General features: G+C 61.8%; 14 protein-coding genes. 5 read left to right on the top strand and 9 right to left on the bottom strand.

What is annotated here, in order from left to right:
* Nucleotides 1–18: 18 nt before the first annotated feature.
* The 5 genes from NGR_RS19565 to NGR_RS19550 all read right to left on the bottom strand — a co-directional run bounded on the left by NGR_RS19565 (nt 19) and on the right by NGR_RS19550 (nt 4,662).
* A complete protein-coding gene (locus tag NGR_RS19565; RefSeq protein WP_012708199.1) occupies nt 19–672 on the bottom strand; it encodes an IS630 family transposase in 654 nt (217 codons plus the stop codon).
* Complete coding sequence (locus tag NGR_RS33180) at nt 611–970, bottom strand: helix-turn-helix domain-containing protein (protein ID WP_015886710.1); 360 nt, start codon at nt 968–970, stop codon at nt 611–613. Before NGR_RS33180 ends, NGR_RS19565 begins: the two co-directional genes overlap by 62 nt.
* Before the next feature lie 402 nt (nt 971–1,372).
* Complete coding sequence (locus tag NGR_RS19560) at nt 1,373–2,551, bottom strand: IS91 family transposase (protein ID WP_015888209.1); 1,179 nt, start codon at nt 2,549–2,551, stop codon at nt 1,373–1,375.
* 12 nt (nt 2,552–2,563) lie between these two features.
* Nucleotides 2,564–3,424, bottom strand: coding sequence for a tyrosine-type recombinase/integrase (locus tag NGR_RS19555; RefSeq protein WP_012708196.1), 861 nt, complete (start codon nt 3,422–3,424; stop codon nt 2,564–2,566).
* Between the two features lie 608 nt (nt 3,425–4,032).
* Nucleotides 4,033–4,662, bottom strand: a complete 630-nt coding sequence (locus NGR_RS19550) for a DUF922 domain-containing Zn-dependent protease (protein ID WP_012708195.1) — start codon at nt 4,660–4,662, stop codon at nt 4,033–4,035.
* A 195-nt stretch (nt 4,663–4,857) separates the two neighbouring features.
* Between NGR_RS19550 and folP the strand changes: the two genes are divergently transcribed.
* Genes folP through NGR_RS19530 form a run of 4 tightly spaced genes read left to right on the top strand, consistent with a single transcriptional unit; the run spans nt 4,858 to nt 7,162 of the window.
* On the top strand, nt 4,858–5,727 hold the full coding sequence (gene folP / locus NGR_RS19545) for a dihydropteroate synthase (protein ID WP_012708194.1): 870 nt from the start codon (nt 4,858–4,860) through the stop codon (nt 5,725–5,727).
* Entirely contained in the window at nt 5,724–6,095 is a 372-nt protein-coding gene (folB, locus tag NGR_RS19540; protein WP_012708193.1) for a dihydroneopterin aldolase, read from the top strand. The genes folP and folB overlap by 4 nt, the downstream gene beginning before the upstream one ends.
* Complete coding sequence (folK, locus tag NGR_RS19535) at nt 6,082–6,606, top strand: 2-amino-4-hydroxy-6-hydroxymethyldihydropteridine diphosphokinase (protein ID WP_012708192.1); 525 nt, start codon at nt 6,082–6,084, stop codon at nt 6,604–6,606. Before folB ends, folK begins: the two co-directional genes overlap by 14 nt.
* Before the next feature lie 31 nt (nt 6,607–6,637).
* Nucleotides 6,638–7,162, top strand: coding sequence for a hypothetical protein (locus NGR_RS19530; RefSeq protein WP_012708191.1), 525 nt, complete (start codon nt 6,638–6,640; stop codon nt 7,160–7,162).
* Between the two features lie 97 nt (nt 7,163–7,259).
* Here NGR_RS19530 and NGR_RS19525 read toward each other — a convergent pair whose 3' ends face one another.
* The 4 genes from NGR_RS19525 to NGR_RS19510 form a co-directional block, all read right to left on the bottom strand.
* Entirely contained in the window at nt 7,260–7,811 is a 552-nt protein-coding gene (locus tag NGR_RS19525; protein ID WP_012708190.1) for a hypothetical protein, read from the bottom strand.
* A 94-nt stretch (nt 7,812–7,905) separates the two neighbouring features.
* Nucleotides 7,906–8,985: a YcjF family protein gene (locus NGR_RS19520; RefSeq protein WP_164924342.1), complete on the bottom strand. Its 1,080-nt coding sequence runs from the start codon at nt 8,983–8,985 to the stop codon at nt 7,906–7,908.
* Entirely contained in the window at nt 8,982–10,469 is a 1,488-nt protein-coding gene (locus NGR_RS19515; RefSeq protein WP_012708188.1) for a YcjX family protein, read from the bottom strand. Before NGR_RS19515 ends, NGR_RS19520 begins: the two co-directional genes overlap by 4 nt.
* Nucleotides 10,470–10,721: 252 nt before the next feature.
* Nucleotides 10,722–11,255: a SixA phosphatase family protein gene (locus NGR_RS19510; RefSeq protein WP_164924341.1), complete on the bottom strand. Its 534-nt coding sequence runs from the start codon at nt 11,253–11,255 to the stop codon at nt 10,722–10,724.
* Between the two features lie 393 nt (nt 11,256–11,648).
* On the opposite strand from NGR_RS19510, the gene dksA reads away from it, so the two are divergent.
* Nucleotides 11,649–12,068 carry an RNA polymerase-binding protein DksA gene (gene dksA, locus NGR_RS19505; RefSeq protein WP_012708186.1) on the top strand — a complete coding sequence of 140 codons (420 nt, stop codon included), beginning with the start codon at nt 11,649–11,651 and terminating at the stop codon, nt 12,066–12,068.
* The last annotated feature ends 28 nt before the right edge of the window (nt 12,069–12,096 follow it).

Here is a 12,096-nt window from a genome sequence, read left to right as displayed (position 1 = left end):
ACCTAAAGCGTGTCGCGTTCAATCGGCCTCATATCCGGCCGCATTGAAGTAGTTCCGGCATTCTGTGACGGAGAAGAGATTGCAGATATCGCCGAGTGCATCGGCGATGGCGTCGAAACTGCGGGCGGCCCGCTTGCGCAGCAGCGCCTTGAGCTTGGAGAAGGCCATTTCGATCGGGTTGAGGTCGGGCGAATAGGGTGGCAGGAAGAGCAGCCATGCGCCTTTCGCCTTGACCATTTGTTCGGCCCGCTCGCTCTTGTGGAAGCCGACATTGTCGAGAATGACGACGTCTCCGGGCGACAGCGTCGGGGCGAGTTGCGTTTCGATCCAGGTCTCGAAGATGCGCCGGTTCATCGGCGCGTTGACGATAAAGGGCGCGACCACGCCATGTGATCGCAGGCCGGCGATGAAGGTCTGCGTCTTCCACGAACCGAAGGGGGCGTGGGCGCGATAGCGTTGCCCTTTTGGTGCCCAGCCTGAGCGCTTGGTCAGCTTGGTATTGGTCGAGGTCTCGTCGATAAAGACCAGTCGCGCCAATGCCTTGTTGAAGAAGCGCCGGCGTCGCCGGGTCCAGAGCTCACGCGCCCGCGCGATCTCTGGGCGCTGCTGCTCACTTGCCTGCAGGCTTTTTTTTATGGCTGAGGTCGAGGCGGTGGAGAAGACGGCCAACATTGGAGCGGTGCACGATGACGCCGCGCCCGGCGAGTTCCAGGCACAGTTCGTCCAGCGTCAGGTCGCCATTCTGCGCCAGGCGCTCGCGGACCCACTCGCCATGCGCGTTCAGCTTGCCGCCACCCAGATGGCCTTGCCGCCGTGGCGCCAGCGATCCGGTCGCGCGTTTGAGCTTCACCAGATTGTTCACGAAACGCGGCGACACCCGGAAGTGCCGGGCCGCGGCCCGATGGCTGTGACCGTCCTCGACAAACGCAATGACACGACTACGCAAAGCAAGCGGATGTGATTTGCCCATGGTGTCCCTCCCGTCAAAGCGAGGGAATCACAGCCAACCCCGATTCGGGAATCTGGAGGGTTCTGTGAGGTCCGGCCGCTTTGGATGCAGCATTCGCTGATCGGACCTCATTGAAGCCGGATTGAGCGAAGGCGCGGGTTGTTTGGCACTATGGGGATTTAACCGAAGCGGTGGATGGCGTTTGGCTGGGGCGAGCCCAGGCGGGGCTGGAAGAGCGGCTGAGAAGAAGGTTCTTGTCGCCAATTGAGATGTGTCTGGCGGTGTTTTTGGTTGATCTGTGCCGAACGAGGCTTCGGCGATGCTGCGTTTTGTGTTGCGCCGGCATGCTTGGCCAAAGCCATTCGCTCGCGGCCCTTCGATCTGCCGACGTTGATTGTTGGAGTGATGCCAGGTCTGATAGGGTCATGAGCTATCGTTCCATGCTGGTCGACAGGCTGGTTGACGCGGCTTCCAGGTGCCGAGGATGTTCATCCTTCCGCCGCAACAGGGACAGCGGTGTGCAAATGGCGGGGCCTCGACCGTATCCAGGTCTTCGACCGGCTCTTCCGGCTGCGGGACATTGAGGAGATTGCGGCATGCCTCCAGCTTCTGCTGCCGCTGTCCGTTGGCAAGCAAGCCAAAGTGACGGATGCGATGGAAGCCGTCCGGAACCGTATGCAGCAGGAAGCGACGAATGAACTCGTGGGCATCGAGCGTCATCCGCTTCTGCCTGCCACCCCTGCGATAATCCTTCCAGCGGAATGTGACCTGACCACCATCCATGCTGACGAGGCGGGAATTGGAGATGGCGATGCGATGGGTGTAGCGGCCGAGATAGGCCAGCACCTGTTGGGGTCCGGCAAAGGGCGGCTTGGCATAGACGATCCAATTGACGCGCCGCGCTTCTCTGATCATGCGCGTGAATGCAGCTGGATCGGCCAGGCTCGCGATGCTGCCGAAGAACTGAAGCTGGCCTTCGTCATGAGCCTGCTTCAGGTATTCGAGAAACAGTCGCCGGAACAGGCGCGACAGCACCCGCACGGGCAGGAAGAAGTTCCTCCGACAAGCCACCCAGCGGGTTTGATCGAACGACAATCCGCCGCCCGGCACGATGCAGTGGATGTGTGGGTGATAATGGAGGTTCTGCCCCCAGGAATGCAGCACGGCGATAAAGCCGAGTTCAGCACCCAGATGTCTGGGGTCAGCGGCAAGTCTGCGGAGTGTCTCGGCGACGGCGCGAAACAGGACAGCATAGACCACCTGCTTGTTCTGGAAGGCAATCGCGGCGATCGCTTGCGGCACGGTGAAGACGACGTGGAAATAGCTGACCGGCAGCAGGTCGGCCTGCCGGGCGGCAAGCCAATCGCGGCTGGCCTGTCCCTGACACTTTGGGCAATGCCGGTTACGGCAGGAATTGTAGGCGATGCGGAGCGCCTCACAATTCCGGCATTGCTGGACATGGCCGCCCAGCCGCGCGGTCCGACACATCTCGACCGCGCTCATCACCCGGCGCTCAACCCGCCCGAGATGCGTGTCATGCGATTGACGATATCCTTCCCCGTGGCGGCGAAAAATGTCCGCCACCTCCAATCCCGCCGCCATGGCGGAATGTCCTCAGCCTGTCGGCACCACCTCCAGCGTCAGCCGGTCGAGCGGACTGGTCGTGGCGCGGATGAGTGTGTTGGACACTTTCGTGTAACGCGCCGTGGTCGACAGATTGTTGTGGCCGAGCAGGACCTGGATGATACGAATGTCGGTGCCGCTCTCCAAGAGATGGGTGGCAAAGCTGTGGCGCAACGTGTGCACCGATATCCGCTTGTCGATGCCGGCTGCGGCACGTGCCGAACGGCAGGCAGAATGCAGAACCTGGACATCGATGGGTTTGCTCTCGTCACGTCCCGGAAACAACCAGACCTGCGGTCGCACCAGCTTCCAATAGACCCGAAGGATATGAAGCAACTGCGCCGACAGCATCACGTTGCGGTCCTTGCCGCCTTTGCCATGCTCGATGCGGATGACGCCGCGCTCGCCGTCGATGTTGCTGACCTTGAGACTGACCGTCTCGGTGGCGCGCAAACCAGCCGCATAAGCCGTCGTCAGCGCCGTTCGTGTCTTCAGGCTCGGGACCGCTTCCAAAAACCGCACGATCTCATCGCCGTTCAATATCGTCGGCAACTTGGCGGGCGTTCGGGCATAGGCAATGCGCTCCGGTATCTCCGCATGTCCAAGCGTGACGCCGAAGAAGAAGCGAAGGGCGCAAACCGTCTGGTTCAAGGCCGGCCATGATAGCCCCGACGACACCAGATGCACCTGAAAGGCACGCACATCCTCCAGCCCCAACCGGTCCGGCGACCGACCGAAATAGCGCGAAAACTTCGTCACTGCATGCAAATACGATCGCTGCGTCGCCGGCGACAAATTGCGGATCGTCATGTCCTCGATCATCCGTCGCCGCAGCGGGCTCATCTCACTCATGATACTCTCCTGTTCAAAGGTTGGGCCAAACAGCCCAATCCTTCAAAACAGGGGCACACCATGCAAATCAGATGCCCCAAATGCCGCGTCAGCGGCTTCGTTCAATCCTGAATCCTAAAAATCGCGACCCGCTTTAACAGCAGATCCTCCTCCGGGCTATCGAAGATATCGCAAAAAAAATGCCTCGCTGGTCGTGGCGACGAGCGAGGCAAGGAGGGCGTATCGCATACAGATGAGGGAGGGAGCACCTGCTGCACCAAGACACGCCAGGAGAACCTGTTTTGCTTATCACCCGGGGCTTTGAAGCACCCGCAAGCGATGAAGCGAACCCTATCAAGCACTAAGTCAACGATGGAAATGCGACGTTTTTACTGTCGATCCGAAAATAAATGGCCAGTCCGTCGAGCGGTTGAACTTTAACCCCGCCACTCGTTTCATGATGTTAATATAGCTGAGTCGTTTATCAGCGGCTATCGTTAGAATCCGCCAATAAAATACTGTGGGTTTTTCGCCTTCCCTTGCCAGGGGATTGGGGGTGAAATCACATTGTTCTTTGGGGCGATGGTTCCCAAGGGACATGGGCAGCACGGAGCTGGTAATCGCCCCGCCTAACGCTCTGCCTTCTTCAGCGAGTCCAGGCGATATTGCAGCAGGCGTATCATGCGGCGGTCGAAGTTCGCCGCTTCCGTTCGGTCAAAGCGGGCCTGGTCCTTGTCGTGGCTTGCGACTTCCGCGGCGCTCAACTCGGCCACCCGAGCCTGCATAAGCTCGCAATCCGCTTCCGGCTTCAAGCCAAGAAAGGCCCGTTCCATGTGACGGGCGTGGTTGCGTGCGATCTCGGCATGGCGCTCTTCGTGACGTTTGATGTCGGCGGCCAGCGTGTCCCAGACGAGAGCGAGGTCGCGGCTTGCCTGCGGGCGGTACTTCCAGCGCGGCAAGATGATGCGCGTGCTGAGCGTCACGCGTGCCGTTCCGACGGCGCAGCGCCCGCGCCGGCTGACATAGGTTATCGTGCCGCCGAACTTGATTCGCGTGGCGCCGGGGTGGCGCGTGCCGGTGTTCTTCATCAGCGGACCGCTGGCGGCAAGGGCCCGGTCAAGTTCCGCCGCCGTGCGTCCGCCGATCGAGAAATAGGTGACGCTCTTGCTGATCAAAGTCTCGCCCGAGGCATTGCTGAGCGGCAGGCCGACAAGAAATGCAATCAGGGCGGCTCTCAGCGGATTACGAACTCGGAACATCGGTCGGCACTCTTGGATTGAAGTTGGCGCAAGCTTGGGGCATAGCCGGGGCGAGCGCAACAGAAATCGGCCCATTCCGACGTCGACAAATCGCAAGCTGCGTGAAAGAGTCGTGCTAACCCTTTGCTTTCAAAGGCGCCCACTTTCCACAACGCCGACGAGGATGGCGTCGCTCAAAGCCGCGGACCGCCGAAGATGACTTACGATCCATTTCAAAAATTTCGTTGGCAGTTGGCGCATGGGCGCGCGTTGGAACTGGGGCCGCGCGGTGTCCTGATGGCGATCATCAATGTCACACCGGATTCCTTTTCCGATGGCGGCCGCTTTGCCGATGCCACGGCGGCAGTCGCGGCCGCGACGCGCGCCCTCGCTGACGGGGCGGCGATCCTGGACATCGGCGGGGAGTCGACCCGCCCCGACGCGGATCCAGTCGACGCCGCGGAGGAGCAGGCGCGCATTCTGCCGGTCATCGAGAGACTGGTCCGCGAGACGGATGCCATTATCTCGGTCGACACCTACCGCGCCGAAACGGCGCGTCTGGCGGTGGAAGCTGGTGCCCATATCGTCAACGACGTGCACGGCCTGCAGCGCGAACCGGCGATCGCTGAGGTCGCTGCCGAGACGGGTGCCGGACTTTGCATCATGCATACGGGGCGCGACCGTCAGAAGCTCGATGACGTCGTCGAGGATCAGTTCCATTTCCTGAGCCGGTCGTTGCAGATTGCCGGCGAGGCAGGCGTCACGCGCGACCGAATCGTCCTGGACCCTGGTTATGGTTTCGCCAAGGACGCGGACGAAAACCTCGAACTCATGGCGCGTTTCGCGGAATTGCACCGGTTCGGCCAACCGTACCTGGTCGGTACGTCGCGCAAGCGTTTCCTCGGCGCCGTTACCGGCCGCGAGGCGAAAGACCGCGACGCCGCTACCGCGGTGACGACGGGGCTTCTCCGAGCGGCCGGTGCTGCGGTCTTTCGGGTGCACGATGTCGCAATCAACAGGGATGCACTGGCGATCGCGGATGCTATGCTCATCGCAAAGAACAGCCGACGGGACATGAAGCCATGACTGCGACCTATACGATTACCCTGAAGAATTGCGCCTTCTTTGCCCGCCATGGCGTGCTCGACGAGGAAGAATTCCTCGGCCAGCGTTTCTTCGTGGACGCCGAGCTCGAGGTGGAGCAGGGCACGGCACTTGCCGAAGACTGCATCGACGACACCGTGCATTACGGCATCGCTTTCGCGGAGATCGAAAGGATCGTCACCGGACGCAGACGCTACCTGATCGAGGCTCTTGCCCTCGAGGTCGCCAAGACCTTGTGCGCACGCTTCCGGCAGATACGCCGGGCCAAGGTGTCCATCCGCAAGCCCAACGCTCCGGTCCCAGGCGTTCTGGACTACGTGGAAGTCACGGTCGAGCATGTCGTCGGGTAAGACGTGGCGGCGCGCCACTCTGGGGCTGGGTGGCAATATCGGCGATCCGCGCCGCGCCATGGCGGACGCCCTGCGGGCCCTTGACGCACGGCCGGACTGCCGGGTCGCGGCGGTTTCGCGGCTTTACCGGACACCGCCCTGGGGCAAGACGGACCAGAACTGGTTCTTCAATGCCTGCGCGGCGGTCGAAACCACGCGCGATCCGGAAGCGTTGCTTGAAACCTGCCTCGAGATCGAGAGGACATTGAAGCGCGTCCGCAAGGAGCGCTGGGGGCCGCGTACGATCGACATCGATCTCCTGACCTTCGACGGAGTGATCCTGGCCAACGACAAGCTGCAATTGCCGCATCCACGCATGACCGAACGCGGGTTCGTGCTGATGCCGCTTGCCGATTTTGCGGCCGACCTCGAAGTAGCTGGCAGGACGGTCGGCGCGTGGCTGGCCGATGCGGATGTGGCCGGAATCGAGGTCGCCGACGAGACGGCCGACTGGTGGCGGATCCGCGAATGATGGCCTCCCAATCCATATCCGGACGGCTGCGATGCGTTTGCTGATCGTCACCGACATCCACGGTCGGCCGTCAGCCCATTGCCTGTCGCGCTGTCTGCCTGGTGTGCAGCAATCGGTCGCCCGCACCGTGAGCCTCTGCGATCTGCTTGGCGTCAACCATACGGGCGAACGCTTACATCGCAAGCTTGTTGAAAAGGATGGATTTATCCGGGCAGCCGAACGTCTGGTTGGCCTTGCGGAATTTGCCGATGTTGCCTTGGGCTATAGCGCCGGCGGCACCGTCCTATGGCACAGCGTGCTTCACGGCTTGACCGTCGATCGGCTGATTTGCATATCCTCGACAAGACTGCGCGAGGTCAAGGCCTCGACGATGCCGAAGCCGGCTTTGGTCGTTTTTGGCGAGAACGATCCGAACCGACCCCCGGATTGCTGGGCAACGGGCTCGGCTGTGCGAAGCTATACGGTCCCCGACGCCGGTCATGACTTCTACGCTACTGAAGGACCCGCGCGCCGGCTGTGTCTTGCCAGGGTCGCAGGCTTCCTCAACCTGTTGTAGCTGCCGGCCTGCCAATCATGCAGCATTTCAAAGCCTACAGCGGCGACGTTAGCGCGTCCGATTGGACGCGCGGCGCTGTAGGAGCGGATCGATGCAGCTACTTGATCGAGCCGACGGCGATGTTGTCCATCTGCCTGTTGAGGCTGACGCCGATGACCGGCACCATCGTCTCCTCGACCTTGACGGAGATCGTGATATTCATGGTCTCAGCGTTCTGCAGGCGGGCAATCATCGCACCGTTCAATTTCTTGCGGTTGATTCCAACGACGACCTTGTCATTGGCGACATTGCCGGAAACGACGTCCAAGCCCTTGCCGTCGGCGCCATCGAGGAATTTTCCGGTATAGCTGCCGCCCTTCTGGGTGATCATCGCCGACATCGGCTGCTTGAACACGCCGACGCGGCAGAAGCCGTCGAGCTTTATCCCGGCATCCTTGCCCAAGGCCGGCTCGCCCGTCAGGTCGCAGGTGAATTTGGTGCCCTTGTATTTGCCGGCGACGATTTCACCGGGACCTTTCCATTGGCCGGCGACCTTCTCGAAGAAGGCTTTATCGCGAGCACCGGACGATGCAGGCGTCGCGATACCGGCAGTGGCTGCAAGCGCGATGGCGGCAACGCCGCGAACAATCAAAGAAGGGCGCGGGAACATGATCGATCCTTGATGGGTCAACGTCGAAATCTGGCAACCACATTTGCGCTAAAATGGTTAATGGAGGGTTTCCGCGCCACTCCGAAAGCACTGGTCACACGCCGTTGGAGCCGCCGGATTTCGAAGCGCCGGGCGTCAGATCAGCCAGGAAATCGCCTATACCCGGACGCTTCAAAGCGCGGAACGGCATGGGCCGGCACAAGTCCATGGCGGCAATGCCGATACGCGCGGTCATGAGGCCGTTGATCACGCCCTCGCCGAGGCGGGCGGAGAGTTTGGACGCCAGACCGTGGCCGAGGACCTGCTGAATCAGGCTGTCGCCGACCGCGATGGAACCCGTGACCGCCAGATGGGCGATCACATCGCGCATCAGCCGCATGAGGCCGAGCGTGCCGGGCGGTCCGCCGTAGAGCTCGGCCATTGCTCGAATCATTCGCGCCGATTCGTAGAGGACGTAGCCGAGATCGACGAGCGCACGAGGGCTGACGGCAGTGACGATCGAGACGCGCTTCGACGCGGCCAGGATGATTCGGCGGGCATCGCGGTCGAGCGGGGCCAGGAGCTCGCGCTCCGTCAGTTCGAGGAGATGCGGGGCGTCGATGATCTCGCCCTCGGTTTCAGCAAGCCGCGCCCGGCCCTTGGCGGTGCGGGGATTGGCGGCAAGCAGGTGAACCAGTCGCGCAGTCGTGGCGCGTGCGGCCTTGCTGTTGCCGAGCGTGGCAGCTTCGGCGACCTCCGATTTCAGTTTCTGGATGGCCGTCAGTTGCATCATACCGGCGAGTTCACGGCCGACGACGACCAGAAAGGCGAGGGTGCCGATCGCCACCACGCCGATCGCCGCATAGCCGAGCCAATCGGCGCGGGAGAAGAGATCGCGCACAAGGTGGTCGATCCACAGCCCCGTGGCGAGTGACAGGACAATGGCGAAAGCCGCTGCGGCAACCTTGCCGAAAGAGAGGCGATGTCGGCGGGGCCGCGCCTCGGGGGGATCGAGCGCCTCGACGGCGGCAGTCGTCGCCATGAACGGGTCCTCTGCGTCGGGCGTCAATAGGACCTTGTCGCTGAAACTTGCCGGCGGGCGCCGTGGCGTTTGCGCGCGCTGTGCCGAAGGCGTTTCGGGTTCCATCGGGAAGACGGCGGGCTTGCGGGGGCGATGCTTGGGATCATCGGTCATGCAAGTCGGTCTCCAAGCAGGAACTGCATGGCTCGGTCGAGCCGGATGTGGGGGACGGAGAGCTTCAATCCGCCGCGCGTCTCCTCGAGATGCGGGGGACGGAAGCGCACGAAATTCAACTCCGGCATCGAATGTTCGGTTTGGGCCGGGATGCCACCGCCGGCGATACCCTCGAAAAGAACTTCAGGATCTTCCGGTAAGTCGCCGGGAAATATCGCTGTTTTTCTCTCTCCGTCGAAGACGTCTCCATTGATCCGCTCCCCGGCGATCGGCGTGCCGACAATGACCGGCAGTGGATGTCCGTCATGGTTGACCGTTGCCTCGCGCGTCGCCCGCACCGAGGCGAGCGCCATGACTTCGAGGCCGGCACCGCTCATGCCGATACGATCTGCGGCACGGCCGACGAGCCGCGTGGCGATCCGCTCAAGCCGATCATGGCTCTCATGGTGAAGGTGATCGGCCTTCGTGGCGGCGATCAGCACTCGATCTATCCGGCGGGTGAGAAAGGAGGAGAGCCAGGAATTGGTGCCCGGCCGAAAGCAGGCAAGCACGTCGGCCAGCGCCTGCTCCAGGTCGCGCAATGCCTCCGGTCCGCGGTTGATGGCTTGCAGCGCGTCGACGAGCACGATCTGGCGATCGAGTCTGGCGAAGTGCTCGCGGAAGAATGGGCTCACCACATGCGTCTTGTAGGCTTCGTATCGCCGTTCCATCATCGCCCAGAGCGATCCCTTCGGCGCCCGGCCCTCGGGCAGGTTCGGGAGCGGAGAGAAGGTGAGGGCGGGCGACCCCTCGAGATCGCCCGGCATCAGGAAACGGCCCGGCGGCAGGGTGGAGAGCGAATGGTCGTCCTCCTTGCAGGCTCTGAGATAGGTGGTGAAGCTTTCCGCCAGGCGCCGGGCGGTGCCCTCGTCGGCCGCCATCTCTCCTCCGCTCGCGGAGGCAAGGGCCAGCCAGTCGCGAGACAGCGCCGCCCGTGCTCCGATCCGCGCCCGCTTGACCGTCGTCTCGCTGAATTGCCGGAAATCCATGGCGAGCAGCGGCAGATCCAGCAACCACTCACCCGGATAGTCGACGATATCGATCGACAGGCGCCCGGCGGAGAACATCCGGTTCCACCCGCTTGCGCTTTCGTAGTCGAGGGTGATGCGCAGTTGCGAGATCGCCCTCGTCGAATCCGGCCAGACGCGGTCGCGCACGAGAGCGGCGATATGATCCTCGTATTGGAAGCGCGGGACAGCGTCGTCCGGCTGGGGCTCAAGCCTCACCTTCGATACTCGCCCGGAGCGGGTCGGCTCGAAAAGCGGCAGGCGTCCGCCGTTCAGCAGGTTGTGCACGAGGGAAGAGATGAAAACGGTCTTGCCTGCGCGCGACAGCCCGGTCACGCCGAGCCGGAGGGAGGGGCTGACGAGCCCGGCCGCACGATCGGCGAGGTTGTCGATGGCGATCAGTGCGCCGTCTTTGAAGCTCGTCAGTAAGGACGCCAAATGTCACCGCCCCTTGCGGATTGTTGCATCGATCCGGCGTTACTGCCGGTACCCTCCTGCATGTCTCCTTGAATCGACCTCGATTTAAGGACGAAGGCATGCAGCAATTCAAAGTGCTACAGCGACCTTACCTGATGAGGCGCGCGGCGCTGTAGGGGGTTACGGGCATCCACCTGTCTCGCGATATAGGAACTGTTTCCGTCTACGCAATGATGGATGCCATCGAGCGTTTCGCGATTCAGGCGGCGAGGTTCATCGCTTAGCGACTTCGCCTGGCTCCGGGAGCAGCAATGTCGAAAGCGTCGCGGCCGAGATGCGGCCGACTGCGGAAGGGGCAGAAAAATCGATGACCGCCAATCCGGCGGGCGGATAGCCGTTCGCCAATGCCGTGGCGGATTGCTGCTCGCCGAGGAAGTGACGGAAAACATCCTCTATCATTGGATTGTGCCCGATCAGCATCAGAGACGCCTGATCGGCATGCGCCTCGACCAGATCGGTGTAGACCCCTGCAGGCCCGGCATAGAGCTGGTCGACGTAGCGGACGTCGATATCTTCGCCGAGCGTGCGGCGGAACGGTTCGGCGGTCTGGCGGCAGCGCATTGCGGTCGAGCACAGGATGAGATCCGGGGATATCCCGTGATCCGCAGCACTTTGCGCAATCAGTTCCGCCTCGGCATAGCCGGTCTCGTCAAGCGTACGGTCGAAATCCCTTTGTCCAGGCAGGGCCCAGCCGGACCGGGCGTGACGCAGGAGGATGAGGCGGAAGGCCGGAGCACTGTCTTGCATATATCCATCCGAATCTGATGCCGCCGGGACACCGGGAAGCTCTGTCGTTCGCCGGATACCGCCGCGCCGGTAACTTGTCTCCCTGCGGGCATAAAGATCAAGCCGTTCTCCACTGTTTTCATCCGACAGTCCCGATGCCATTGCGATGGGGCATGTCGAATACCGGATGTCGCAATTCGGAATGTGGGGACGGTGAGGGGCGGATGCTTGTTGTCGCGCGGCACCGCGAATATTATAGGGAGCGTTTCGTGTGTATTTTTGATGAAATATTCGCCAGTTAGCCTGGAATGCAAGCATTGTTAAAATAAGCGTAGGTGTCGTCCGCGAGGCTTGAATCGGACCCTTCATAGGTCTATACACCGCCGCAATGAGATGTTCTTCAGGAGAATCGCGTTGAGTGAGAAGATCGATCTTAGTACCTATGTCCTCTCCGAGGACGAGGATTTCATGAATGCCAATCACCGGGCATATTTTCGTGCAAAGCTGAATGCCTGGAAAAACGATATCCTTCGCGAAGCCCGCGAGACGCTGGATCACCTCGCTGAGGAGAGCGCAAATCATCCAGATCTCGCAGACCGAGCCTCCTCAGAAACAGACCGGGCGATCGAATTGCGCGCCCGGGATCGTCAGAGGAAGCTCATCGCCAAGATCGATGCCGCCTTGCAGCGCCTCGATGAAGGTACCTACGGCTATTGCGAGGAAACCGGTGAGCCGATCGGCTTGAAGCGCCTGGACGCCCGGCCGATCGCGACACTGTCGATCGAAGCCCAGGAGCGTCACGAACGTCGCGAGAAGGTCTATCGCGACGAATAGTTTCGGTCTCCAGACTTACAAAAACGGC

This window comes from Sinorhizobium fredii NGR234, assembly GCF_000018545.1.
GTDB classification, from domain to species: domain Bacteria; phylum Pseudomonadota; class Alphaproteobacteria; order Rhizobiales; family Rhizobiaceae; genus Sinorhizobium; species Sinorhizobium fredii_A.
This window is presented reverse-complemented; position numbering and strand designations above follow the sequence as displayed.